This window comes from Streptomyces sp. NBC_00091 (assembly GCF_026343185.1).
In the GTDB taxonomy this organism is placed as follows: Bacteria; Actinomycetota; Actinomycetes; order Streptomycetales; family Streptomycetaceae; genus Streptomyces.
Map to the genome: position 1 here is coordinate 3,085,141 of NZ_JAPEMA010000001.1, position 25,775 is coordinate 3,110,915.

Consider the following 25,775-nt stretch of genomic DNA (forward strand, 5'->3'; position numbering starts at 1 on the left):
GGGTTGCGACTCAGACATGTCAGACATGAGCATGAACCAGCGTGACGGGCACGGCCCCGGGGGCGACCACGGCAACGGGCTTGGCAATGGGCCCGGCAACGGGCCCGGGAGCGCGCAGGGCGACTGGCAGGCCGGCGTCCTGGGCGACCTGATGGGCCACGGTGCGGGCGCGGCGGCGCCCGCCGTCGGCCACCAGCAGGCACCACAGGGCCCCCTGCCGATGCAGCCGCACGCCCCCGTCCCGCAGCAGGCGGCGCCCGTGGCCCCACAGCAGCCCCGCTACGAACAGCAGCCCCACCAGCAGCCCTACACCCCGCAAGCGCCGCAGGCCCGGGCGCCCGAGACCGTCCCGGTCCCCGGCTCGGACGCCGCCGCGGGCCGCGCCCGCCACGGCGACCCGCTGATGCGCCGCACCCTGCGCACCCTGCGCGGAGCGCTCGGCTCCTCCGTCGCCAAGGCCGTCGCCGCCGAGACGGAACTCGCCACGCAGGTGCAGCAGCCCGTCACCACCGGCCGCCAGATCGTCGTCACCAGCATCCGCGGTGGCTCCGGCAAGACCACCGTCACCGCCCTCCTCAGCCGCACCTACAACCACTTCCGCCACGACCCGGTGCTCACCCTGGAGGCCGACGCCGCCCTCGGCACCCTCCCGGTCCGGCTCGGCGTGCAGTCCCTGCGCTGGACCTGCGCGGACCTCGCGCAGATCGTCCGCCCCTCCATGCAGCTCACCGACATCACCGGCTACCTCGTCCCGCTCGCCGACGGCGGCTGGCTGCTGCCCGGCAGCCAGGGCCGGATCGGCGCCCAGGTCGACGTCGCCACCTACCGGACCGTGATGGTCGCGCTGCGCCGCTACTTCGGGGTCACCGTCGTCGACTGCGAGACCCTCCCGGGCGACGTGGCCCGTACCGCCCTCGACACCGCGCACGCCCGCGTGCTCACCACCCCCGCCACCGCCGAGGGCCTGGTCTCCACCCACGCCGTCCTCGACTGGCTCGCCACCCTGCCGGTGCCCGTCCTGCCGCGCACCGTCGTCGTGCTCACCGCCCAGGCCCCGCACCCCGCCATCGACCTCGGCAAGGCCGCCGAGAAGCTGCGCGCGACGGGCGCGGGGGTCGTCGTACTGCCCTACGACCGCCACCTCGCCTCCGGCGGCGCCGTCCGCACCGAACTCCTCGGCGCCCGCACCCGGGAGGCGGCCGTACGGCTCGCCGCCGAGGTGCTCCAGCGTGCCGTGGCCCTCCCGGCTGCCGGTGCGGCACGGTGACCCAGCAGCTGATCCACCGGCCGGCCCGGGGCACCCTGCCCCCCGCCCCCGCGCACCCCCACGCCGTCGAGGCCCCGCCCAACCTGCCCGAGGGCAAGATCGGCAGCCCGGCCACCGCACTGCTGCCGATGGCGGGCGTGATGGGCTCGGTCGTGATGATGACCGTCATCCGCAACAGCCAGTTCGCCGCCGTCGGGGCGATCGTGCTGGTCTTCGCGCTGATCGGCGCCATCGCCCTGTTCTGGTCGCAGCGCGGCAAGGCCCAGCGCACCCGCCGCGCCCAGCGCGAGCGCTACCTGGAGTACCTGGAGGAGCAGCGCGAGGAGCTCGGCGCCCGCGAGAAGGAGCTCCGCGAGGAGGCCCGCCGCCTCAACCCGCCGCCGGAGGCCCTGTACGACCTCGTACGCGACCCCGCGCGGCTGTGGGAGCGGCGCCGCACCGACCCCGACTTCCTGCGCCCCCGCCTGGGCACCGGCGCCGTCGCCGTCCAGGAACTCAGCCTCGCGCAGGGCGGCGGGAACGTCCTCACCCCGCCCGACCGGTTCATGCTCAACGAGGCGGGCGCCCTCATGGCCCGCTTCGGCCGGGCCAGCGACTTCCCGCTGACCGTCCCCCTCGACCGGGCCGGGAACGTCAGCATCGTCGGCGACCGCGAGGGCGTCCTGCGCGTAGCCCGCGCCCTGCTGACGCACACCGCCGTCCTGCACGCCCCGGACGACGTCGCCATCGCCCTCGGCGTGCCCGGGGAGCGGCTGGCGGACTGGGAATGGGCCAAGTGGCTGCCCCACGTCCTCGACCAGCAGGAGCACGACGGCCCCGTCCCCGCCCGCCGGATCGCCCCCAGCCTGCCCCAGCTCGCCACCGGGGTCCTCGCCCCCGACCTGCGCCGCAGGTCCTCGTACGCGGCCGAGGTGCGCCGGGGCCTGTCCGACAAGCGCGCCCTGCGCATGGCCGGCCGGCTGCTCGTCGTCAGCGACGAGTACGGCGAGAACGCCGTCGAACTGCCCCGCCCCGACACGGCGGTGGGCCTGGCCGACATGAACACCACCGTGCTGCACCTGCTCGCCGAGCAGGTCCACGAGCCCGACGAGGTGACCATACGGATCACCGTGGAGGGCGGCCACGTCACCGTCCGGGACCTGCGCACCCCGCAGGCCCCCGTCGCCGCCGGCATGAGCGACGCGCTCGGCCCCGCCACCGCCGAGGGCCTGGCCCGGATGCTCGCCCCGCTGCGGCTGTCCGCCGAGTCCGTCGCCGAGGGCACCCCCGTCTCCGGACCCGTCGACTTCATGGGCCTGCTCGGCATCGCCGACCCGGCCGCCCTCGACCTCGCCCGCATGTGGGCCCCGCGCGGGGAGCGGGACTTCCTGCGCGTGCCGATCGGCATCGACGACCGGCACGGCCCGGTACTGCTGGACCTCAAGGAGTCCTCGCAGCTCGGCATGGGCCCGCACGGGCTGTGCGTCGGCGCCACCGGCTCCGGCAAGAGCGAGCTGCTCCGTACGCTCGTCCTCGCCCTGGTCGCCACCCACTCGCCCGAGGACCTCGCGATGGTCCTCGTCGACTACAAGGGCGGCGCCACCTTCGCCCCCTTCGAGAAGCTCCCGCACGTCGCCGGCGTCATCACCAACCTGGAGAACCAGGCCGGGCTCGTCGAGCGCGTCCACACCAGCCTCGCCGGCGAGGTCAAGCGCCGCCAGCAGGTCCTCAAGGACGCAGGGAACGTCGCCGACATCGGCCACTACGCGGTGCTGCGCGCCGAGAAGCCCGAACTGGAGCCGCTGCCACACCTGTTCGTCGTCATCGACGAGTTCGGCGAACTCCTCACCGCCAAGCCCGACTTCATCGACCTGTTCCTGTCCATCGGCCGCATCGGCCGCTCCATCGGCGTGCACCTGCTGCTCTCCAGCCAGCGCATCGAGGGCGGCAAGCTCAAGGGCCTGGACACCTACCTCTCCTACCGGCTAGGCCTGCGCACCTTCTCCGCCGACGAGTCGCGCACCGTCCTCGACACCACCGACGCCTTCCAGCTGCCCCCGCTGCCCGGCTTCGGCTACCTCAAGGTGGACACCTCCACCTACACGCGCTTCAAGGCCGGATACGTCTCCGGGCGCTACCGGGGCCCGGCGGCCGAGCGCGACGACGCCGAACGCGGCCCCCTCGCCCTGCCCTACCCCACCTTCAACACCCTCCAGGACGGCGCCGGTTCGCCCGAGGCCGCCGAGGAGAAGCCCGCCGCCACCGCCCGCGAGACCGGGCCCAGCGTGCTCTCCGTCATCGTCGACCAGATCGCCTCGGCCGCCCCGCCCGTGCGCCGCATCTGGCTGCCCCCGCTGCCCGAGGCCATCCCCCTCGACGCCGCCGCCGGCCCGCTGTCCGTCACCGACCGCGGACTCCAGCTGGGCGACACCAAGCGGACCCCGCTGAAGGTGCCGCTCGGCGTCCTCGACGACCCGGCCCGCCAGTGGCGCGGCCCCTGGGAGCTGGACCTGACCGTCGCCGGCGGGCACACCGCCGTCACCGGCGGCCCCCAGTCCGGCAAGACCACCCTGCTGCGCACCCTGGCGCTCTCGCTGGCCCTGACCCACACCCCGCAGGAGGTCGCCGTCTACGGCCTCGACCTCGCCGGGGGCGGCCTCGCCGCGCTCGCCGGACTCCCGCACGTCGGCGGCATCGCCGGGCGCGCCGACCGGGAGCGGGCCGCCCGCACGGTCGCCGAGGTACGGGGCATGCTCGCCACCCGCGAGGAACTCTTCCGCGAGTACTCCATCGACTCCGTCGACCAGCTGCGCCGGCTGCGCTCCCTGGGGAAGCTGCCCCAGCTGGCCTCCACCGACATCGTGCTGCTCGTCGACGGGTACGGGGCCCTGCGCGAGGAGTTCTCCGAACTGGACGACGCCGTCACCGACCTGCTCAAGCGCGGCGGCGGCTACGGCATCCACGTCGTGGCGGGCATGCTCCGCTGGAACGACGTGCGCATCGCCAACCAGTCCCTCTTCGGCGGCCGCGTCGAACTGCGCCTGGGCGACCCCTCCGACTCGGCCATCGACCGCAAGCTGTCCGAGACCATCTCCCCGGACTCCCCGGGCCGGGTCCTCACCGACGGCAAGCTCTTCGCACAGACCGCCCTGCCGCGCATCGACTCCCGCTCCGGGAACACCGACCTGGCCGCCGCCCTGGAGGAGGCCGCGGGCACCGTCCGCGCCACCTGGCACGGCGAACTCGCCTCGCCCGTACGGGTCCTGCCCGCACGGCTGCCGGCCGAGCGGCTGCCCTCCCCCGACGAGGAGCCGTACCGGATCCCCGTCGGCGTGGACCAGGACGTCCTCGCCCCGGTGCTCCTCGACCTCTTCGGCCAGGACCAGCACCTGCTGATCCTCGGCGACAACGAGTGCGGCAAGACCAACCTGCTCTCCCTCGTCGCCCGCCAGCTCATCGCCCGCTACGGCGAGGAGGAACTGGTCTTCGCCGTCTACGACCCGCGGCGCGGGCTGCGCGGAGTGGTCCCCGAGCCCTACCGGGGCGGGTACGCGCACAACGCGAAGATCGCCTCCGCGCTGTCGGCCGGGATCGCCAAGGAGCTCGACAAGCGGCTCCCGGAGGACGGCATCGACCCGGACGCCGAACCGGGCGAGGGCCCGGGCTTCGGCGGACCGCGCATCGTCGTCCTCGTCGACGACTACGACATCCTCACCACCGCCGGCCAGCAGCCCCTCCAGGCCTTCGTCCCCTACCTGCCCTCCGCCCAGGACATCGGACTGCACTTCGTGATCGCCCGGCGCGTCGCCGGCTCCTCCCGGGCCCTGTACGAGCCGCTGATGACCACCCTGCGCGAATCCGGCACCACCGCGCTCGTGATGAACGGCGAACGCTCCGAAGGGCAGTTGTTCCCGCAGCTGTACGCCAGCGCCCAGCCGCCCGGGCGCGGGACGCTGGTCCGGCGGGGCCGCCCGCACCAGATCGTGCAGACCGCGCTCGCCGACTCCCCGACCCAGGAAGCACCGTGACCAAGGACGTCATCGCCCTCACCCCGAAGATGCCCGACACCACCGCGCTGATGGTGGCCCTGACGGCGGGCGGTGCGGACCTCGACGCCCAGGCCGCCGGGGACGGGGCCGTGATCCAGCTGCTGGGCGCGGGTGGCCGGCCCCTGGTCTCGGTGGAGGCGCCCGTGCTCGTACAGGTGCCCGGCGAGGTGGAACGGCTCCTCGGCACGCCCTGCGCCACCCCCGTCTGGTGGACGGAGACCCGCGCCTCCACGGCCGTCCCCGAGGCGGCCCCCCTCGCCGGAGCCGTCGCCGGACGCCTCGCCGAGGTGCTCGGCGGGACGGTCTGGCCCGAGGGCGCGGGGCACGTGTCGGTGGTGCCGGTGACCTCCGAGGCCTCGGCGGGGCCCGCACCGGTGGGAGCCCTGCCGACCGTGGACGTGGTCACCGCGTCCACCGCGGTGGTGCTCGCGGACCGGCCGGTGGTCGGGCTGACGGCCTGGCTGTCGGACGTCCTGCGCACCACGACGGGCTTCGGCGCGGCCCTGCACATCGTCACCCCGGACCACTGCCGGCTCAGCCTGCCGCTGCGTGCCGCGCTGGCCGGGGCGCCGAACCGGTGGGTGGTCCAGGACCCCGACTGCGGGTACTACGACGGCCTGTCCGGCGCGGTGCTGAGCTGGCAGGACGGCACCTTCGCCCCGACCCGCGACGAGGCGGGCCGGCCACGGCTCGCCGCCGCCTTCGGGCGCCCCGAGGCCCCGGGGGAGCGCCGGCTGACCGTGCAGTTCCGTACGGAGCACCCCGCCGAGGAGGAACTGCTGCTCGGCGGCGCGCTGGAGGCCGCCTGGCGCACCCTCACCGGGGAGCCCCCGGCGGGCTGGGGCACCGCCGAGCCGGTGAACCTGCCGTGGTCGCCGCGGCAGCTCACCGACCTCGCCCGGGGCCGGGTGCCCGAGCCCACGCTGGTCACCGCCGTCGGATCGCCGGCGCGGCCCGCGCTGGCCACCGTACGCGTGACCCGTACGGCCACCGGGGTCGAGGAGGACGTCACCCTGTCGCTGGGGTACGGGCCCTCGGAGGAGGTGCCGTCGGCCGCCCTCGGGGAGCTGGCGGAGGTCCTGGTCTCCGGGCACGGCCTGGTCAGCATGCTGGCCTCCCTGGGGCCCGGGCGCCGGGACCTGAGCCTGGCCCCGCGGGTGGCCGCGCCGGCGGTGCCGGTGTCCTTCACCCTCGGCGGCGCGGGCGTGGCCGAGGCGACGCTCACCCAGGCGCGGCGCCCTCCGCTGGCGGTCAAGCCCGCCCAGGTGGGCCCGCAGCGCAGGCCCGGACTGCACTACCCGCTGGGCGACGGCACCGACCCGGCCGCCTGGGAGTCCCTGTCCACGCTCCTGGCCCACCTGCGCACGGCGGTGCCGCCGCTGCCTTAGGCGACTGGGCCGCCCGGCGGCGTCCGGACGTGGGCTTGTGTACGGCAGCCGGGGTAACTCCGCGCTGACAATATGATTCTGACGGTTGCTCTGGGTAGTGCAGGTCCCGACGGACCCTCGACCCGGTCCGCTTCGAGCAACCGAAGGACAGCACCCCCATGATCCTCTCCCGCACGGTACGCGTCGCCGCCCCGGCCCTCGCCGCGCTCACCCTCACGATGGCCTTCGCCGGCCCCGCCTCCGCCAGCCCCGCGCTGGTGACGCGCAGCGGCAGCCAGATCCTCTTCACCGCGCAGCCGGGGGAGACCAACACCGTGACCTTCGAGATCCTGGTCAACAACACCTTCAAGGTCAGCGACACCACGAGTCAGGTCATCGCCGGCCCGGGCTGTCAGCAATCGGGCCCCAACGCCGCCATCTGCGGCCTGGGCGTAGGGCCCTCCGGCGTGACCCGCATCCTGGCCACGCTGGGAGACCGGAACGACTCGGCCACCAACAACACGTCCGTCCCGAGCGACATCATCGGCGGCGAGGGCGATGACCGCCTCCGCGGCGGCAGCGGCCCCGACCGCCTCATCGACTCGGACGGCTGGAACGCCGTGCCCGGCTCCAACACCTTCGCGGGCCGCGAGGGCAACGACACCATCATCAGCCGCAACGGCGGCTTCGACCGGATCGACTGCGGCGAGAACCCCCTCGACTTCGACTTCCTGCTCGCCGACTCGGCCACCCTCGACACCGTCGTCCCGAACACCTGTGAGTTCGTCCAGCGTTCCTAGCGAGCCCCGCTCCCGCCGTAGGGCGGCGGTGCGGTCAGCCCGCCCCGCCGCCCCCGGCGCGGACCAGGCCCGTCTCGTAGGCCAGGACCACCACCTGCACCCGGTCGCGCAGGTTCAGCTTCGTCAGGATGCGGCCCACGTGGGTCTTCACCGTCGCCTCCGACAGCACCAGCCGGGCCGCGATCTCACCGTTCGACAGGCCCTGCGCCACCAGCAGCATGACCTCGCGCTCACGGTCCGTCAGCCGCTCGATCTCCTTGTTCTCCGGCTCCGCCGACGTGGACGGCAGCATCGGCGCGAACCGGTCCAGCAGCCGCCGGGTCGTCGAGGGGGCCACCACCGCGTCTCCGCTGTGCACCGACCGGATCGCGGCCAGCAGCTCCGCCGGCGGCACGTCCTTCAGCATGAAGCCGCTCGCCCCGGCCTTCAGGCCCGAGAACGCGTACTCGTCCAGGTCGAAGGTGGTCAGGATGATCACCTTCGGGTGCTCGTCCGGCTCGCAGATCCGCCGCGTCGCCTCCACCCCGTCGAGCTTGGGCATGCGCACGTCCATCAGCACCACGTCCACCGCCGTGGCCCGCAGCACCTCCAGTGCCTCCAGGCCGTTGCCCGCTTCCGCGACGACCTCCATGTCCGGCTGGGCCGCGAGCACCATGCGGAAGCCGGTGCGCAGCAGCACCTGGTCGTCGACCAGCATCACTCGGATGGACATCCGTGACTACCTCTAGTTCTTCTTGAGCGGGAGCAGGGCACTGATCCGGAAGCCCCCGCCGGGCCGCGGGCCCGCGTCCAGGGTTCCACCGACCATACCGATGCGCTCCCGCATGCCGATCAGACCGTGCCCGGCGCCGTCCGCGCCGCCGTCCTCGTACAGTTCGTGCGCCGCGCCCCGGCCGTCGTCCTCGACCAGCAGGCCCAGCCCGTCGTCGAAGTAGACCAGCCGGACGCTCGCCTTCGCGTCGGGGCCCCCGTGCTTGCGGGTGTTCGTCAGGGCCTCCTGCACGATCCGGTACGCCGTCAGCTCCACCCCGCTGGGCAGCCTGCGCGGCGCGCCCTCGACCGCGAAGTCCACCGTCAGCCCGGCCGCCCGCACCTGCTCGACCAGCACCTCGATCTGCTCCACGTCGGGCTGCGGCACGTAGTCCTCGGACTCCTGCGGCTCGCCCGTGCGCAGCACGCCCAGCAGCCGCCGCATCTCCGCCAGGGCCTGGCGCCCGGTCCCGGAGATGGTCTGGAGGGCCTCCTTGGCCTGCTCGGGCGCCACGTCCATGACGTACGCGGCCCCGTCGGCCTGGACCACCATCACCGAGACGTTGTGCGCGACGACGTCGTGCAGCTCGCGGGCGATCCGGGCGCGCTCGGCGGCCACCGCCACCTTGGCCTGCGCCTCGCGCTCCTTCTCCAGCCGCTGGTTGCGCTCCACGAGCTGCGCGTAATAGGCCCGGCGGGTGCGCAGCGAGTCGCCCAGCACCCAGGCGAGGGCGAAGGGGACCATCACGAACAGGGTGAACAGCACCTCCTCCACCGTGCTGACGTTCTTGTCCACGCCGAAGCGCAGGACGTACAGCGGCGAGGCCAGCAGCCCGGACACCAGGGCCGAGCGGGACACCCAGCGCGGGACGTCGCCGGCGGCCACCGTGAAGAGGATGACCAGCATCGCGAAGTCGCAGAACTGCATCTCCACCCCGATGGCCAGCTGGAGCAGGCCCGCGCCCGCCGTGAGCCAGAACATCGGCACGGTCCACTTGCGGCGCAGGGCCACGGCGGCGGTCAGCGCCGCCACCACGGGGAACATGGCCAGCCGCTGGGCGGCGTTCTGCGTCTCCCCGGTGTCGGCGACGTTCATCATCGAGATCCCGAAGAAGAGGACAGCCCAGAAGCTGTCGACGCCCGTCGGGTGTCTGCGGATGAAGTCGTAGAGGCGCTGCACGTAACCCAGAGTAGGGAAAGGAGATAGGTGCTGGAGTCAACCACAGGTGCGATCCCTGCGACAGGGGAGTACTCCCCAAGGTGGAGGGTGACCTTAACCTGTGGGTGATGAGCGCTCAGGGTGAGGTCAGGGGACCGGTCCGGTGGCGGGCCGCGATGGAGGCCGCGCTGTACGGGCCGGGCGGTTTCTACGTACGTCCGGGCGGGCCGGGGCCCGCCGGGCACTTCCGGACCTCCGTGCACGCCTCCGCTCTCTACGCGGGGGCCGTGGCCCGGCTGCTGAGGTGGGTGGACGAGGCCCTCGGCCGGCCGGAGCGGCTCGACCTGGTCGACATGGGGGCCGGGCGGGGCGAACTGCTGGCCGGGGTCCTCGCCGCCCTGCCGCCGGAAACGGCGGCGCGGGTGCGCCCGTACGCCGTGGAGCGCGCGGCGCGGCCCGAGGGGCTGGACCCCCGCGTCCGCTGGGTGGCGGCCCCGCCCGAGGGGACGACCGGGCTGCTCTTCGCGAACGAATGGCTGGACAACGTACCGCTGGAGATCGCCGAGGACGGCCGCTACGTCCTGGTCGCCCCCGACGGTACGGAGACCCCGGGCGGCCCCCTCGAGGCGGCCGACCGGGCCTGGCTGGAGCAGTGGTGGCCCGGCGCGGCGGGCCCGGGAGGCGGCCGGGCGGAGATCGGCCGGGCCCGCGACGAGGCCTGGGCGGCGGCCGTCGCCACCCTGGAGCGGGGCCTGGCGGTGGCCGTGGACTACGCCCACACCCGCGAGGCCCGCCCCCCGTACGGCACCCTCACCGGCTTCCGCGCGGGCCGCGAGGTCGCCCCGGTCCCCGACGGCGACTGCGACGTCACCGCGCACGTCGCGCTCGACGCCTGCGCGGGCCCGGGCGCCGGCCTGCTCACCCAGCGGGAGGCCCTGACCGCCCTCGGCGTCTCGGGCGGCCGCCCCCCGCTGGCCCTGGCCTCCACCGACCCGGCGGGCTACGTCCGCGCCCTGTCGGCGGCGGGCGAGGCGGCGGAACTCACCGCGCGCGGGGGCCTGGGCGACTTCGGGTGGCTGGTCCGGCCGGTCGGCATCGGGCCCTGGCCCGAAGAGAAGGGCTAGAGCCGCTTCGCGCTGCGCAGGGTCGTCGCGTAGTAGCCGTTGCCGTCGAGGCGCGAGGTGCCGCCCTTGTCGCCGATGGTCGGGCCGTTGGCCTCCTCCCGGCTGGAGATGAAGATCTTGTGCCCGTCGGTGTCCGTGCCCAGGTAGATGCCCGTGTGGTCGAGGCGGTCCTTGGTGCGGGCGTCGAGCTTGAAGAACAGCAGGTCGCCCGGCTGGATCACGTCGATCGACGTGGGCCGGTCGTCCGCGCCGACCCCCTCGAGCGGGATCACGTCGGTGCCCAGGGCGGAGCGGGCCATGCCGTTCGCGGTGCGCGGCAGGCCGGCGCCGGGGGTGTCGTCGGGCATCAGGGGGTAGCGGGCCCGGTAGCCGAAGACGGTACGGATGAAGCCCGAGCAGTCCATCGACCGGTAGCGGGCGGTCTGCGGCTGCTTCCTGACCCCGTTGCGGAAGGTGTACGGGGTGCCGAGGTAGTCGAAGAAGTCCGACTGCTCCAGGCGCAGGTCGTTGCCGGCGGAGCCGTTCGGGTTGAGCGGGCCGAAGGAGGCGTCGCCCGCGTACGAGGTGCCCTGCGCGTCCTTCTTCACCGGGGCCTGGTCCCCGTACTGGAAGGCCATCGCGAAGACGTCGTCCTCCTGGCTCCCGAAGTACTTCTTGAACCAGTCCTTGAACCACTGCTGGTTCTCCGCGCCCTGCTTCCACGCCTCGGGCATCAGGCGGACCCAGTTCTCGGTGACGACCCGGGAGGTGGTGTTGGCGGGTTCGGTGAAGGTGCGGCTCGGCCCGGTGAGGGTGGCCGTGCGGGCGCCGTCGGTGAAGGTGGCCAGGACCTGCCCGGTGGTGTCGCGCAGCACCGACCGGTCGGGGCTGCGGACGCGTTCCCACTTCTGCGCGCCGGCCTCGCCCGCCGTGAGCCCCGCCGTTATGGCCTTGTCCTGGACGACCTGCACGGCGGGCGCCTTGGCCTGCTCCTCCACGCGCAGCGCGTAGGTGAAGTACGCGCTGCCGGCCAGCAGCGCGAGCACGGTGAACGTGTGCAGCACGGGGCGGCTGCGGCGGCTCTTCGGCCTGGCGGTCATTCGGGAGGCTCCGGGGCAGTGGGGGGTGGGGGGCGGGGGCGGGGGCTATGCGGTGGGCATGACGCCGAGCAGGATTCCGGCGGTCAGCACGACGTACGTCATGAGGGTGGCGCTGCCGGTGGCCAGCAGGGTGGCGCCCTTGGGCTGGCGGACCAGCTGGTAGGCGATCAGGCCGGGGACGATGAAGCCGAGGGTCTGGTTCGCGTACAGGAGCGGGAACTCCAGCTGGAGCACGATCACCACGGTGGCCTGGAGCAGGACGCCGATGAGGACGACGGCGGCGAAGAGGCGCTTGCCGTAGAGGATGACGAACTTCTGGGTGAGCAGGGTCAGCACGTACGTCAGCACGGTGATGCCGACGACGAGGGCGGCCCGCTGGAGGTCCTCGATGAGGGTGAGCGCGAGCCAGCCCGGGGTGATCATGCCGCCGGGGGAGAGGTTCGTCGTGAGGTAGCAGAGCAGGGAGAACAGCAGACCCAGCGCGATGCCGATCGCGGCGATCTCGGGGGTGAGGACGGCGGGGATCAACGGGGTCCTCCGGGGTGGTACGGGTACGGCTGGTGTGCCGGCGGCTGCGGCTGCGGCTGCGGCTGTGCCTGCGGCCAGGCCGGTACGGGGGTGGCGGCGCCGATCCCGTACGGATCGGCGGGCGGCCAGGGGCCGACGGGCTGCTGCTGCGGGTGCGGCTGCTGCGGGTGCTGTGCGTACGGCGCCTGGGCGTACGGCGCCTGGGCGTACGGGGCCTGCGCGTACGGGGCCTGCGGGTACGGCGCCTGGACGTACGGGGCCTGGACGTACGGCGGCTCTGGGGCCGCCGGCTCGGGGGCGGTCGGCCCGGCGGGTTCGGACTCGTCCGCCGGCAGCTCCGCGAGGTGCTCCAGCAGCACCTCGCCCTGCCCGTGGATGTTGCCGATGGCCACGAGCGAGGAGTCGGCGCCGAGGTGCCCCAGCAGCTCGTGCACGAACTCCTCGCCGTCGCGCTGGTCGCCGCCCAGGTCGACGGCCCGGTCGCGCCACTCGGCCGGGATCGCGTCGATGGCGCTCTTCGCCGGGTGCCCGATCACGAACACCTTGTCCGGCCGCAGATCGGGAACGATCGCACCCATCTGGCCGTTGCGCTCGACCCGGTCGGGGCGGCAGTTGATCACCACGTTCAGGGGGCGGTCCACCGCGCCCAGGTCCAGCAGCTGGTTGATGTTCATCAGCGTGGACTCGGGGTCGTTCGCCGCGAACACGTTGGCGAACCGCAGCCGCTTCCCGCCCGGGGCCAGGTACCGCTCGACCGACAGCACGCCCGGGTCCGGCGGGGCCTCGTACATGCCCTTCAGGGCGGTGGCCCGGTCGACGCCGAGCAGCTCGGCGACGGTGAGCGCGATGGCGACGTTCTCCTTGAAGGTGAACCAGCTGAAGCCGCGCAGCTCCTCGTCCGAGACCGTGTCCGGGTCGGCGTAGACGAGCCGGCAGTCCCGCGCGTCCGCCTCCTCCTGGAGCACGTCGAAACGTTCCTTCTCGGCGGTCACGCAGATCCCGCCGTACGGCATCGACCGCGACAGGGAGCGGGCGATGTCGTCCAGGGTCGGGCCCATCTCGGCGACGTGGTCCTCGCGGACGTTGCACAGCACGCCGATGGTCGACTGGATCAGCTTGGACTGGTTGATCTCCTGGAGCGCCGGCATGACCGCCATGCACTCCATGACCAGCGCGTCCGGCCGGTAGGCGGCGGCGCGCCGCACGATGCCGATCTGCTCGACCACGTTGGCGATGCCGAACTTGCGGTAGACCGGCTCCTCGGTGGCGTCCGGGTGGATGAACCGGGCCGCCGTGCCGGTGGTCTTGGCGACGGTGGCCAGGCCGCCGCCGCGCAGGGCGCCCGCGCACAGGCGGGTGATGGAGCTCTTGCCGCGGATGCCGTTGACCAGCACCCGGTTCGGTATCCGCTCCAGGCTGGCGAAGTGGCGGCGCTGCTCCACGATCCCGGCGATGAGCATGAGCGTGCAGCAGACGAGCAGCACGCAGTAGAGGAAGAGCACGGCGGATCAGTTCCTTCCGACCGGGGCGGAGGGCGCGGCGCCGGCCTGCTTGCGCTGCTGCTGTCGCTGCTGGAGCTGCTGCCGGATGATCTCCAGGCTGCGGGTCACGGCGCCCACCTCGTCGTGGTGGCGCGGGTAGAGCACGGTGCGCAGGTCGCCGTCGGCGAGGGCCTCGGCGCGCGAGGCCAGTTCGCGCAGGGGGGCGACCACGATGATCCGGAGCCAGCCCAGGCAGGCCGCGCCGACGGCGAGGCCGAGGAGTCCGGCGAGGACGGTGCGGTTCTGCAGGCTGTACTCGTGGATGGCCAGGCCCTTGGCGGACTGCCAGCTGACCACGGTCCAGTCCAGCTCCTTGGCCGCGCCGCCGCCCGCGAAGGGGGCGGCGGCCGCGATGACGTGGTCGCCGCCGCTGCGGTAGAGGATGCTGCCGGGCCGCGGGGCCATGCCGACCTTGAGCGCGGAGCCGGTGACGAGGGCGTCGAGCCGCTCGTCGTCCAGTTCCTCGAAGGCCCGGTAGCCGCTGTTGGAGCCGATGACCCGGTGCTTGGAGTCCACGACCCGGATCTCGCCCAGGCCGGGCCGCTTGAGCAGGGAGTTGAGGAAGTCGATGCGGAACTCGCCGACGACGGCGGCGCCCTCCCGGCCGGGGATCTCGGCGGTGGCGACGATGACGGGCTCCTTGGCGCCGTCGTAGAGGGCGACGGGCTCCTTGCGGGGGCCCTTGCCGAGGGGCGCCCGGGGGTCGCCGCCCGCCTGGGCGAGGGCCTTGCCGGTGTGGTCGAGGACGTAGAGGGAGCCGTAGCGCAGGTGCTCCTGGGCGGTGCGTTCCAGGAAGGCGGCCATCTGCTCCGGGCTGGTGTCCTGGCCCATCAGGGAGGCCACGGACAGCAGGTCGGCCTGCCCCTCGTTCAGGGCGCGCCGGATCCGGTCGTTGAGGGTGTCGGTGCGCTCGCGCTGGTCGTTGACCAGCTGCTGCGGTACGACGACGTCTTCCCCGGCCCGGTTGACGACCAGGCCCAGGGGGACGCACCAGGCCAGGAGCAGGACCCCGCAGACCGCGAGGAGCGTACGGGCCCCCGTACGGCGCCTGCGCCTGGCGCGGAAACCGGGGGCGCTGTCGCCGCCGCGGAGGTGGACGCGCAGGCGTTCGAGGGCGGCGGCGATCCGGGCCGCCTCGCTGCCGCGGGGGACGGTGACGGGGCGGGCGAGGTCGCCGCGGGTCAGCCGCCGGCTCTCCAGGAACAGGGTGATCAGCGGCCGCTGCACGGTCGCCACCAGCAGGGCCACGACGAGGGCGCCGACCAGCAGCAGGGCGCCGGCCAGGACGAGTCCGGCGACGGCGTCGGAGGTGCGGGCCGGGTTCTGGGCGATGTTGACCATGGCGACGACGGTCAGCTCGAGGCTGGTGGCGTGGGTGGCGACGCCCGGTTCGGGTCCGGAGAGGCGGGCGTAGCCGGCCGCGGCGCGCTCACCGCCCCACTCGCCCCCGGTCAGGCTGCCGCTGACGCCGGGGAAGCCGCCGGAGCCGGGCTCCTTCACGGTCAGCGGGTTCGCGCGGGCCTTGCGGGCGGCGCTCTTGGCGAAGGAGGCCAGCTGCTTGGTGTCCCGTTTGACGTCGGCGCGCTGGAGGTCGGTGAGGACCATCTCCGGCTCGGGGATGCCGTCGGTGCTCAGGACCGTGCCGCCCTGGCCGACGACCGCGATGCTGCGGAAGCCGCCGAGGCTGATGCCGGGGAAGCGCAGGCTGCTGGAGGCGACCAGCAGCTGCTGGGGCTGGTCCTGCCAGGCCAGCAGGGACAGCGTCAGGAGGCGGGTCTCGCCGTTGGCCAGGGTGACCATGCGGGGGGCCAGGCCGGCCTCGCCGGACAGTTCGGTGCGGTCGATGGCGGTGAGCGGGAGGTTCTCGCCGCGTGCGGCCAGCAGGCGGCCGGAGCCGATCTCCACGACGGCGGTGCCGCGCCACTTCTGGTAGACGCTGCCGATCCGGTCGAGCACGGCGTCGGGGGCGACGGGCTTGCCGGTGGAGAACAGGGCCGCGGCCCGGTTCAGGTCGGTGACGCTCTCGTCCAGGGAGGCGCGCAGCGCGATCGCGCCGTCCTCGGCGAAGTGCTGCTGGGAGGTGAGCACGGCCTCGGGGAGGCGGTCCTCGCGCACGCTGCCCAGGCTGAACGCGGTGAACCCCGCCAGGGCGAGCAGCAGCACCGACAGGACCGTGATCGGCGGCCTGATGCCGCCGAGCAGGGACATGTCGGCCCTGCGGCCGGCCTTGCGCCGTCGCTTGGTGGGCGAAGCGGCCACAGCGGGGTCCTTCCTGGCAGGGAGGGCGGGGGTTCGTACGTACGCGGGGGTCGTGGGTGTGGGCTGCGGGAGCGTCGGGGTCAGCCGGGCAGGCCCCGCAGGGGCTGGAGCCCGTCCTTGGCGGCGCCGCGGTTGAGCATGGTGCCCTGGGTGCGTTCGAAGGCGAGCCGGTAGCGGGCGCGCTGTTCGGGCAGCAGCTTGGTGCCGTCGGAGAGGACGGTGGCGACGTCGACCAGGCGGTGGTCGCGTACCGGCTTGGTGTTCGCGGCGGGCAGGTCGGTCCCGGGGGTGGTCTCGGGGTCCGGCGGGATGTCGGTGAAGGTGGGCACGAAGCGGGCCCGGACCTCCCACTTGCCGTTCTTCTCGGCGAAGTCGAACCAGCCGATCGCGCCCTCTTCGGTCAGGCCGCTGGGCACGTCGTGCCGGGCGAGCTGGTTTCCGAGCCCGTACGCGACCCAGGTGCCGGCGACCTTCTCCATCGGCTGGACGACGTGCGCGTGGTGGCCGATGACCAGGTCGATCCCGGTCTTCTCGGCGATCTCGCGGGCCAGCTCCAGCTGGGGGTTGCTGGGGTTGGGCTGGTGCTCGCGGCCCCAGTGGACGGAGAGGATCACCACCTCGGCGCCGGCCGCGCGGGCCTTCTTCTCGGCGGCGGCGATGGCCTTGAAGTCGATGGGGTTGGCCAGCCAGGGCTTGTCCTTGGGGACCTCGCGCCCGTTGAAGCCGAAGGCGAAGGAGAGCTGCGCGACCTTGACGCCCTTGACGTCGAGGATCAGCGGCTTGCCGGCCTCCGCCTGGTTGCGGGCGGAGCCGGTGTGCCTGAGGCCCTCCCGGTCCAGGGTGTCCAGGGTGCGGTAGACGCCCTCGGGGCCGTGGTCGAGGGTGTGGTTGGAGGCCGTGGAGCAGGTGTCGTAGCCGACGTTCTTGATCGTCTTGGCGATCTGCGGCGGGACGAGGAAGTCGGGGTAGGTCTGGAAGGGCCCGTTCGGCTGGCCCAGGACCGGCTCCATGTGGCAGATCCCGAGGTCGGCCCTGCTGATGACCGGCTTGACCCCCGCCATGATCCGGTCGAAGTCGTACCCCGTGTGTCCGGCGGCCTGCGCGTCGCGGGCGGCCTGGTCGGTGAGCTGGGGGTGGATGAGGATGTCACCGGCCGCGGCGACCGTGAAGGAGCGGCCCGCACCGGTGGCCGGGGCCCGCTCCGGCTCGCCGAGGAGGCCGCATCCGGCGAGCGCGAGGCTCAGGGGGAGGGCCAGGAATGCGGCGAGCGGACGGGTGGGGCTCTCTTTCACTGGGCTATTTTCAGCCAAGTGACGCGTGCGAAATTCACAGAAACCATAACGATCAGTGCGGCCATTTGCGTAGTGATCATGATAGTGGTCGCTTATGTCGGTTTCATGCCGACCAATTCGGCCGAAAATCGCCCCGCGCTTTCCGCGCCCTCCCCGTCGCCTGTGGCAAAGGACACGGACCTGCTCCGCCGGGTCACCCGCTTCACCGCCGAATTCGGCACGACGGGCGGATACCGGACCCCGACCGCGGCCGAGAAAGCCGCCCTGGTCGAGGGGGTTTCATCCCTTTTCGAGGGAAACATCGACGGGGCGCGGACCCGACTGGCCGAGGTCGGCTACCGCCTCGACACCTTCACCGACCGGCCCGGCGGCCGCCGCTTCGCCGAGGTCGCGGCGCGGCCCGAGTCCGCCGGCCGGGGCTGGGGCCGCGTCTACGCCGACCTCGACGCGCCCCCGCGCTGGTCGGTACAGGTACCGCACCCGGTCGCCGACCAGGACACCGAGCGGCTCGGGGTCGCGGTGCTGCGCGCCGCCCCGGGCGGGGTCATGGTCCTGGCGGGGGCCCACCGCAAGGCGGGGGCGGAGGGCGGCAGCCGCTCGGGCGGCTCGGGCGGCTCGGGTGGGTCCGGCGGGTCCGGGGGCTCGGGCGGGTCCGGCGCCGAGGACGAGGAGCGGGACGGCTCCGGCGACGTCGCCGACATGGCGCACCGCACCGACTCCGTCTTCCACGCCGTGATCGCCGAGCTGACCCGCCGCGGCCTGCCCGGTGTCCAGCTGCACGGCTTCGCCGACTCCTCCGTCCCCGGCGCCGACGCCGTCGTCTCCACCGGCGCCGGGGACGGCGACGCGGCGGTCGGCGACGCCCGCCGGCTCGCCGGGAAGCTGGCGGAGCGGGGCATCGAGCCGTGCCGGGCCTGGGCCGCCGCATGCAGGCTGTCGGGGCGCACCAACGCACAGGGCAGGCTGGCCGCCGAGCACGGGACGCGCTTCCTGCACCTGGAACTGTCCCGCTCCGTACGGGCCGACCCGCGCCGGCGCGGCGAGGCCGCGCACGCAGTCTCGTACGTCGTCACGGGCTGGGCCCGGCCATAGCCGAGGGGCCGGCGCCCCCTGCGGGATGCCGGCCCCTCGGTGGTGCTCCTACTGCTCGAGGTCGTGGTCGTGGCCCGGGCGCAGACCGCCGCCGTTGCCCGATCCCGTCGTCGGCTTCGACTCGACCGGCTGCGACAGCGGCGCCAGGTCGAAGGCGTAGTGGCCCACCGCGTTCGCGATGACGTCGACGTTGATGTCGAGCGCCTTCTGGTCGATGTTGTTGATGTCGTCGCCCTTGCCGTGGTAGTTCACGTCGTAGGCGACACCCGCCTGGCCGCCGAACTTCGCGGCCTGCTCCGGGGTCTTGATGCCCTCGGCACCCGTGTCCGTACCACCCGAGGGGATGCCCGCCTCGATGAACGGGCCGTAGTCCGAGCGGCCGGTGAAGTCACTGCCCTCGTGCGGGATCTTCTGCGCGTCGAGGAAGTCGGTGATCCCCTTCTCCAGCTGCGCCGAACCCTCCGGGCCGGGGCCCGAGCCGACCTTGTCCGAGTCGTCGCCGTCGTAGACGAAGTACGCGGCGTTCGGCGAGGCGATCATGTCGAAGTTGAGGTAGAGCTTGATCTGCTTCTTCTGCTCGGGCGTCAGCGAGGCCACGTACGCCTCCGAGCCGAGCAGGCCGAACTCCTCCGCCGACCACCAGGCGAACTTGACCTTGTTCTTGACCTTCGACTGGCTGCTCGCGAGGCGCTGCGCGACCTGGAGGATGCCCGCCGAGCCGGAGCCGTTGTCGTTGATGCCCGGACCGGCCGCGACCGAGTCCAGGTGCGCGCCGAGGAAGACGGTGTTGTTCGCGTCGCCGCCCTTGGTCTCCGCGACGACGTTGAAGGTCTTGCGGTTCTCGCGCAGTTCGCGGATGTCCAGGGTGACCTCGACCGGGCCGGCCGCCGCCTCGGCGGCCAGCTTCTCGCCCTCCTCCTGGGTGACGCCGCCGGTGGGGATCTTGCCGGCGTTCGCGTCGCCGAGGGTGCCGTTGAGGGAGCCCGCGATGTTGTTGTAGATGACCGCGCCGGCCGCGCCGGCCGCCGCCGCGTTCGCCTGCTTCGTCGCGAAGGTGCAGCCACCGCGCTTGACCAGCGCGATCTTGCCGGTGAAGGCGCCCGCCGCGAAGTCCGCGGCGTCGCAGCCGTTGGTGCCGTCCGCGTCGACCGGGACGACGGCGACGGGCGCGGTGATGCCGCCCTCCGGGGTGCTGGCGGTGTACGTCATCAGCTTGAGCGGGACGTCACGGCCGCTCGCGCCGTTGACCTTCAGCTTCTCGGAGATCGTCTCGACGTACACGAAGTCGAACTCGTTGCGCTTGACCTCGTACCCGGCGGCCTTCAGTACGGCCTCCACGTACTGGGCCGACTGGACGTGCCCCTTCGAACCGGCCACGCGGGTGCCGTTGTTGTAGTCGGCGATCGACTGGAAGACCTTCAGGTGGTTGTTGGCGCCCTTGCCGGTCGCCTCCTTGACCAGCTTCTTGGCCAGCGCGTCACCCCGGGCGGCATCGCTCTGCGGGCTCCCGGTGGCGCCGGCCGGACCGGCGAGGAGCAGCGGGGAGACGAGGGCCGCGGCCGCGAGGGCGGCGGTTGCTGCGGCTATACGGCGAGAGGGCATGAAGGTCCTTTCACAGCGGACAAGCCCGTGCTGGGGAGTGGTGGACGCACGTTAGACACCAAGGGGCGGCGCTCGCCAGAGTTTTCACCGGATGTCTCCCAGGAAGCCCCGGGCTTCAGCCCGGGGAGGAACGGGTCCTCGGGACGGAGCCGCGTAGCGGCGGAGTTCGTTGCACATCTGCTGTGACCAGCGCTTTCCTTCGTTGTCAGTGGGGGCGGCTAGGTTGGGGAGCATGTCGACAGCAGCGGTGGCCGAGGGGGAGGCCGGGCATGCCCGGTACACCTTCCGGCTTCGTGTGTCGTCCAGCGCGCTGGCCTGGCTTGAGGCGGAGTGGACGCGGTGCCGGTGGGTGTGGAACGAGTGTGTGGCGATGTCCCGCAAGGTCCACGCCCACAACAAGACGGCCGGCGAGAAGGTGACGTGCGGTCCGTCGCAGCTCGACAAGATGCTGACCGGGGCCCGACGCTCGATGGCGTGGCTTCGTGAGGGAAGCAGCGTTCCGCAGCAGCAGATCATCCGGGACTTCGCCAAGTCCCGCGCGAAGGCCCTCAAGGACGTCAAGGCCCGGTTGCCGGTACGGCAGCGTGCCGGGATGCCGAAGTACAAGAAGAAGCACGCAGCGGACCCCACGCTCAACTACACGCAGCGCGGCTTCCGGCTCAAAGACGGGCGTCTGCACCTGGCCGGAAACATCAGCGTGACCGTGGTGTGGTCGCGGGATCTGCCCGAGCCGCCGTCGTCGGTACGCGTCTACCGCGACAGCCTCGGCCACTGGTACGCCAGCTTCGTCGTCCCCACGACCACCGAGCCGCTGCCCTGCACCGGCGCGGTGATCGGTATCGACTGGGGTGTGAGGGAGACCGCGACCACCACGTCCGACGACCACGACCTGCCCCACGCCCAGCACGGGAAGAAGGCCGCCGCGAGGCTGGCGCACTACCAGCGGATGATGGCCCGCCGCCGCGCGCCCAAGGGCAAGGCCCCCTCGAAGGGCTACCGCGCCGCGCGGCGACAGGCCGCCAAGGCGCACAAGAAGGTGGCCCGGCAGCGTCAGGACACCGCCCGCAAGTGGGCCAAGAAGGTGGTCCGCGACCACGACGCGCTCGCCGTCGAGGACTTCAGGCCGAAGCTCCTCGCCAAGTCCACGATGGCCCGCAAGGCCGCAGACGCCGCGATCGGCGCCACCAAGACGGCCCTGATCGAGATGGGCCGCAAGCACGGCCGCGCCGTGCACCTGGTCCACCCCGCGCACACCACCATGGACTGCGCCAAGTGCGGAGCGAGAACCAAGCACGCACTACCCCTCTCAGAACGAACCTACTCGTGCACCGCATGCGGAACCGTGTCCCCCAGGGACAAGAACTCCGCCCACGTCATGTCCCCCAGCTACCGCTGGGAGGTGCCCCCACGTCCGGGCTGGTCTCAACCCGGCTGGTGCTGACCGTGTAAGAGCTGACGGACCGCCGGTCCACAGCCAACGTGAGCCAGGAATCCCCTCCCTATAGGGAGGGGAGGATTCAATGCTTCCGGTTTGTGAAACGGATATCGGTACCTCGCCCGGCGTGTGGTCAGCCGGTGGTCAGCGAAGAATTCCCTCTATGAAATCGGAACCTATGCGTGCGACCACGGACAGATCCAACTGATGCTGCACATAGCGCCCTTGGCGCCGGGTGTGCATCAGGCCCGCCTTCTTCAGGACGGCCAGGTGCCGGGACACCTCCGGCGCGGATATCCCGTACACCCGCGCCAGTTCACTGGTCGTGTACGGAGCCCGCGCCAGACTGCGGCACAGCATCATCCGCATCGGGTGCGCCAGCGCCTCCATCCGGCGCTGGAGCAGCTCCACCGAGCCCGGCCCGGAGCCCAGTTCGGGCGAGTCCAGCGGGTAGTGCACCACCGGCTGCCAGCCAGGCGCGTGCAGCACCAGCAGGTGCGGCCAGCCGAAGTTCGTCGGAACGAAGAGCAGCCCGGCCCCGATGCGCGGATCGGTGGCCGTGGCCTGGCCGTGCACCATCTTGTCGGCGGTGATCGTCGTCAGCGCATCGTCCACGCTCAGCGCCGGGGAGACCTCCCGCAGCGCCGCCGGCAGCCCCTTGCGGCGCAGCACCTCCGCCTTGTGCCGGGCGTCCGCCGTCTGCCGGGGCTCGATCCGCCGCCAGGTCTCCGCGAAGAAGGCCTCGTCGCAGTCCTCCAGGAGCCGCCGCATCCACACGCGGACGGCCGCCGGGTCGTCCAGCAGCCGGATCGAGAACTGCAGCTGGCGGGGGCCGCGCGCGGCCGCCGTCTCCAGCGCCTTCGCCCGCGCGGCCCCGTCCTTCAGCGGGTGGGGGCCGCCGCCCTCGTTGTAGAGCGCCAGCCAGCAGTGCTCCAGCGCGGCCATCACGAAGCGTTCGTCGTCCATCCGGTCGAGGACGTCCAGCTCCTCGGCCAGCGTCGCCCCCGGGCGGCCGGTACCGCCCGGGACCCCGGCGAAGGCCATGAAGATGTCGGAGAAGGAGCTGCGCCACATGAACTCGGCCTCGAGGAGCCGGTCCGCCAAGCAGGGGTCGAGCGAAGCTGTGGTGGAAGTCGTCCAGGACTGCAGCCCCGGGTGGTGGGCGGGCTGCGAGAGCGCGTGCAGGGTCATGCAGAGCTCGGCGAGCGGGGACGGCGCGAAGCCGATCCGCTCCGCGGGGAGCCCGGCGATGTCGATGGTGACGCTCATCGCCCCATTCTCCTTCCTGACGCACCCCTCGCACCGCTCGGCCCTGGCGGGCCTCCCGGGCTTCGGGCTGCTGCGCCGGACTCCGTCCGGCGGGGGCGGGGCGGAGCCCGGCACCTGCCGGGGGGGGCGACCGGTGTACGTGGGCCCGTGCGCCCGTCCGAGCGGTTCGGCGGAGCATCACCGCAGGTGGGGGGCTTCGATTGACGGGGAACGTCAATCGACGCGCGAGCTGCGCCCGACGGGGTGAGGGTGGAGTCATGACCGCCATAGAGCAGTACCTCGTCGACACCTACCGCGCGGCCCAGCACGGGACCCCGCCGCCCCCGCCCCCGGGCCGCGACGACCTGGCCGTCCTGCGCTCGCTGCGCACCACCGCCCAGTTCGGCGCCGTCCTGGACGGCCGCCCCGCCACCCACCCCTGGCGCCACGCCCTCCGCCGCCTCCTCCACCGCACGAGGCCCTGCTGAGCGGGCGCGCGGCGCGGGGGTGGGGTTCCGGCTGGGCGGTCTCAGGGCTGGTTTGGGGGGTTCCCGGCAGTCCCATCGTCCTTCCGGTTCGGGCCGGTCCCTCAAGAGCGCTCCTTCGTCGCGTCGCTACGCGATGTCGCTGCGCTCCACTCTTGACCGACCGCCCCGCCCCGGAAAGACAAAGGACTGCCGGGAACCCCCAAAAGAACGGCACGGTCCAAGGGACAGGGACGGGTCTCTCACCGATCAGGCGAGGGGCCGGGACCGGCCTGCCGGGCATCCGGGCCCTCATGGTCCTGGTTCGGAGGCGGGGCGCGGCCTACCCGCACCAGACAGCGGCCAGATCCCCCTGCGGAGCACCCAGGCGCGCCAGATCGCTACGCGCTCCCCATGCCACGGCGACTGACGACCGTCACGGGCATATGGAAGCTGTCATCTGACCCGAGAGGGCTCCCGTTGGTTTCCAAGGCGGTCCAGGAGATCCCGGACTACCGTGCCCCCATGACTGACTTCTTGCTCGTGCTGACGACTACGGACACCCAGGAAGCTGCCCGTGCCCTTTCCCGCTCGGCGGTCGAGAAGAGCCTGGCGGCCTCCGGGCAGGTGACCGGTCCCATCGAGACGACTTATCGGCACCTCGGCGACGTGTCCCAGGGCACTGAGTGGCAGGTGACGTTCAGGACGACTGACGACCGGCGTGAGGCTTTGGAGGAGCACCTTGTGGCCCATCACCCCTATGACTCGCCAGAGGTCATCGCCTTTGCTATCGATGCTGGCCGTGCCGAATACCTGGAGTGGATCAACCGAGCCACCCGCTAGACCTCAGTGCGCTCCAAGAGCGCACCCACGGGTGCCAACGCTCGGTGCGACTCCAGCCGCTTCAGCATCATCCGGATTCGCTCCGCCGGACGCGTGGACGCCAGCCCTGCGGAGAGGTCGAGGACCCGGGAAGTGATGGCCGTGGCGTGTTCGACCTCTCCTGCGTCCAGGTATGCCGACGCCAGCCACGACATGTACAGCGCTTTGTCCCTGGCCCGGGTGTCGTCGTATCGCCCCAGGGCGTCCTCCAATGCCGGAATCGCCCGCAGCGGCCGGTGCAGTTCCGTCCAGCAGCGTCCAGTCATGATGAGGATCTCGTCATGGTCCACCCAGTACGCCCAGTCCGGCGCTGGACTGCCTGCCTGGGCGTGAATCGCTTCTGTGGCCAGCGACAGGGCATAGTCCGCCTCCTGCGCGCGCCCCGACATTGCGTACTGCCACGCCAGCCGGTCCGCGAGCAGCGCACGGACCACCGGATGCGCGTCGCTGCGCACCATCTCCCACCCGGCCTGCGCGTACGTGACGCCTGCGCGACCTCCGGTCGCCCACTCCAAATACGCCAGAAACGCGAGCGAGTTCCCTTCCAGGGACCGGGCCCCAGCCGCCTTCGAGGCCGCCAAAGCAGTCATGTAGTGGCTGCGGGCCTCCCCGTACATGCCCGTGTCGTACGCAGCCCACCCGGCGAGTTGCGCCTGCTCCGCGATGAGCCCTTGAAGCTCCCGCCCCACACCCTCCGTGTAGACGCCCTCCCCTACGAGCTTGGTCGTGGCAGACAGCTCACGCGCGTACATCAGGTAGGTGTCACCGCCGCCCATGAAGTCATCCAGGCGCCGCAGCCGCGCGGTTCGCTGGGCCAAATGCCGGGGCACGTCCGCGCCCAGTCTGCGGCCCGGCCGGAGCAGCAAGGAAGGCTGTATGGCGGCACCGGCCGAGACACTGATGAATTCGCGGCGTTCCACATCCTGCTCCTCGTCGTCCTGGCGCTCATGGCTGGGCTGCTGCCGACGGAGACGTCGGGCGAGCTGGACGGCTCGTTTCAGCTCCTGCTCCGGCACGCCGAACTCGGCGGACAGCAGGGCGCGGGAGGCCGGATCCGGCAGCCTTTCCTCGTTCTCCCACCGCGACACCGTCGCCTGCTCCAACGGATACCCGCGCCGGGCTGAGAGGTCCGCGGCCAACTCTTCCTGCGTGCGCCCGCCCTCCCGGCGCAGTCGGCGCAACAAGGGTCCGACCGTCTCCACGCCGTTCTCTTCCCCGGTCATGCTCACTGCTCCTCGGCCGGTCCCCGGCATCCAGATGCAAGCCTGGCCATGTCGCTTGGCCCATCTACCCAAACGCGTAGGGAGGTTCACTGGTCACACTCCGCCCCGACCGCGGCGGATATCCGAGCAACCGGAGGCCGAACGGTGACGCAAGACGCCCTGGAAAGCCCCTGGCCAAGGCTGGAGATCAGGCTCGAGCCCAGCCAGGAGCTGCTCAACCGCGCGCACGCCGGCTGGGAGCGTTTCATTGCCTCCCTTGAGGAGACCGCCGATGACTGAAGGCTACGAGTACGTCCCACACCGGCTACTCCGATGCCGCGTCTGCGATATTGCTTCCGGCGTCGAGGGCGAACTCATGGCCGTGATCAACGAATACGTCTCAAGCACCAGCAGCGAGCACTGGATGGAGCTGGCGTACATCAGGGGTACGTCCGGCCGTGAGTTCACCACCGCGGTCGCCAACGTTGAGCCCGCCAAGGCCCGCTCCTAGAACCTCGCCCACAGAGCGCGAAGCCATGTGAACGCCCAACACGACCGACGTTCGTGAGGGCACCCCTTGGGGCCTGCGCCGCACCGACCGCTCCCGCAGGACCACAAGCCCCCGGCCGCCTACCCCGGGTCGCCGGACCGGTACC

20 protein-coding genes and 1 pseudogene are annotated in these 25,775 nt (G+C 72.5%); 11 read left to right on the forward strand and 10 right to left on the reverse strand.

The genetic code is table 11. The features are described from left to right. Positions 1-16 precede the first annotated feature (16 nt). From OOK34_RS14315 to OOK34_RS14330, 4 genes are all read left to right on the forward strand, one after another. The gene (locus OOK34_RS14315; RefSeq protein WP_267034252.1) at positions 17-1,267 is read left to right on the forward strand and encodes a MinD/ParA family protein; all 1,251 of its coding nucleotides are present in this window, start codon (positions 17-19) and stop codon (positions 1,265-1,267) included. Beyond that, positions 1,264-5,274, forward strand: a complete 4,011-nt coding sequence (gene eccCa / locus OOK34_RS14320) for a type VII secretion protein EccCa (RefSeq protein ID WP_267034253.1) — start codon at positions 1,264-1,266, stop codon at positions 5,272-5,274. Before OOK34_RS14315 ends, eccCa begins: the two co-directional genes overlap by 4 nt. Further along, the gene (locus OOK34_RS14325) at positions 5,271-6,683 is read left to right on the forward strand and encodes a DUF6177 family protein (RefSeq protein WP_267034254.1); all 1,413 of its coding nucleotides are present in this window, start codon (positions 5,271-5,273) and stop codon (positions 6,681-6,683) included. The genes eccCa and OOK34_RS14325 overlap by 4 nt, the downstream gene beginning before the upstream one ends. 158 nt (positions 6,684-6,841) lie before the next feature. After that, entirely contained in the window at positions 6,842-7,462 is a 621-nt protein-coding gene (locus OOK34_RS14330) for a hypothetical protein (protein ID WP_267034255.1), read from the forward strand. Positions 7,463-7,496: 34 nt separating this feature from the next. Here OOK34_RS14330 and OOK34_RS14335 read toward each other — a convergent pair whose 3' ends face one another. Together OOK34_RS14335 and OOK34_RS14340 are read right to left on the reverse strand one after the other, a co-directional pair. Then, on the reverse strand, positions 7,497-8,174 hold the full coding sequence (locus OOK34_RS14335) for a response regulator transcription factor (protein ID WP_267034256.1): 678 nt from the start codon (positions 8,172-8,174) through the stop codon (positions 7,497-7,499). A 12-nt stretch (positions 8,175-8,186) separates the two neighbouring features. Next, positions 8,187-9,392, reverse strand: coding sequence for a sensor histidine kinase (locus OOK34_RS14340; protein ID WP_267034257.1), 1,206 nt, complete (start codon positions 9,390-9,392; stop codon positions 8,187-8,189). Positions 9,393-9,499: 107 nt separating this feature from the next. Between OOK34_RS14340 and OOK34_RS14345 the strand changes: the two genes are divergently transcribed. Further along, complete coding sequence (locus tag OOK34_RS14345) at positions 9,500-10,495, forward strand: SAM-dependent methyltransferase (RefSeq protein ID WP_267034258.1); 996 nt, start codon at positions 9,500-9,502, stop codon at positions 10,493-10,495. Here the strand turns inward: OOK34_RS14345 and OOK34_RS14350 are convergent. The 5 genes from OOK34_RS14350 to OOK34_RS14370 form a co-directional block, all read right to left on the reverse strand. Then, positions 10,492-11,574, reverse strand: a complete 1,083-nt coding sequence (locus OOK34_RS14350) for an NlpC/P60 family protein (RefSeq protein WP_267034259.1) — start codon at positions 11,572-11,574, stop codon at positions 10,492-10,494. The genes OOK34_RS14345 and OOK34_RS14350 overlap by 4 nt on opposite strands. Before the next feature lie 45 nt (positions 11,575-11,619). Further along, a complete protein-coding gene (locus OOK34_RS14355) occupies positions 11,620-12,102 on the reverse strand; it encodes a poly-gamma-glutamate biosynthesis protein PgsC/CapC (protein WP_267034260.1) in 483 nt (160 codons plus the stop codon). Further along, a complete protein-coding gene (gene pgsB / locus OOK34_RS14360) occupies positions 12,099-13,604 on the reverse strand; it encodes a poly-gamma-glutamate synthase PgsB (protein ID WP_267034261.1) in 1,506 nt (501 codons plus the stop codon). Before pgsB ends, OOK34_RS14355 begins: the two co-directional genes overlap by 4 nt. A 6-nt stretch (positions 13,605-13,610) precedes the next feature. Then, a complete protein-coding gene (locus OOK34_RS14365; protein WP_267036738.1) occupies positions 13,611-15,851 on the reverse strand; it encodes a HAMP domain-containing protein in 2,241 nt (746 codons plus the stop codon). Positions 15,852-15,982: 131 nt separating this feature from the next. Further along, positions 15,983-17,194, reverse strand: a complete 1,212-nt coding sequence (locus tag OOK34_RS14370; RefSeq protein ID WP_267034262.1) for a CapA family protein — start codon at positions 17,192-17,194, stop codon at positions 15,983-15,985. A gap of 162 nt (positions 17,195-17,356) precedes the next feature. Between OOK34_RS14370 and OOK34_RS14375 the strand changes: the two genes are divergently transcribed. Further along, positions 17,357-18,286: a hypothetical protein gene (locus tag OOK34_RS14375; protein WP_267034263.1), complete on the forward strand. Its 930-nt coding sequence runs from the start codon at positions 17,357-17,359 to the stop codon at positions 18,284-18,286. 48 nt (positions 18,287-18,334) lie between these two features. Here the strand turns inward: OOK34_RS14375 and OOK34_RS14380 are convergent, their stop codons facing one another. Beyond that, complete coding sequence (locus OOK34_RS14380; protein ID WP_267034264.1) at positions 18,335-19,888, reverse strand: M28 family metallopeptidase; 1,554 nt, start codon at positions 19,886-19,888, stop codon at positions 18,335-18,337. Between the two features lie 232 nt (positions 19,889-20,120). Here OOK34_RS14380 and OOK34_RS14385 point away from each other — a divergent pair. After that, positions 20,121-21,393, forward strand: a pseudogene (locus OOK34_RS14385) (RNA-guided endonuclease InsQ/TnpB family protein). 74 nt (positions 21,394-21,467) lie between these two features. Here the strand turns inward: OOK34_RS14385 and OOK34_RS14390 are convergent. Beyond that, entirely contained in the window at positions 21,468-22,592 is a 1,125-nt protein-coding gene (locus OOK34_RS14390) for a DUF5937 family protein (protein ID WP_267034265.1), read from the reverse strand. A 257-nt stretch (positions 22,593-22,849) separates the two neighbouring features. Here OOK34_RS14390 and OOK34_RS14395 point away from each other — a divergent pair, with 257 nt between their 5' ends. Further along, positions 22,850-23,059: a hypothetical protein gene (locus tag OOK34_RS14395; RefSeq protein ID WP_267034266.1), complete on the forward strand. Its 210-nt coding sequence runs from the start codon at positions 22,850-22,852 to the stop codon at positions 23,057-23,059. Between the two features lie 501 nt (positions 23,060-23,560). Then, on the forward strand, positions 23,561-23,878 hold the full coding sequence (gene cutA, locus OOK34_RS14400; protein WP_267034267.1) for a divalent-cation tolerance protein CutA: 318 nt from the start codon (positions 23,561-23,563) through the stop codon (positions 23,876-23,878). On the opposite strand, the gene OOK34_RS14405 is transcribed toward cutA, so the two are convergent. After that, entirely contained in the window at positions 23,875-25,140 is a 1,266-nt protein-coding gene (locus OOK34_RS14405; RefSeq protein WP_267034268.1) for a helix-turn-helix transcriptional regulator, read from the reverse strand. The genes cutA and OOK34_RS14405 overlap by 4 nt on opposite strands. 144 nt (positions 25,141-25,284) lie before the next feature. Between OOK34_RS14405 and OOK34_RS14410 the strand changes: the two genes are divergently transcribed. Continuing rightward, positions 25,285-25,419: a hypothetical protein gene (locus OOK34_RS14410; protein WP_267034269.1), complete on the forward strand. Its 135-nt coding sequence runs from the start codon at positions 25,285-25,287 to the stop codon at positions 25,417-25,419. Beyond that, a complete protein-coding gene (locus OOK34_RS14415) occupies positions 25,412-25,630 on the forward strand; it encodes a hypothetical protein (RefSeq protein ID WP_267034270.1) in 219 nt (72 codons plus the stop codon). The genes OOK34_RS14410 and OOK34_RS14415 overlap by 8 nt, the downstream gene beginning before the upstream one ends. Positions 25,631-25,775: the final 145 nt, after the last annotated feature.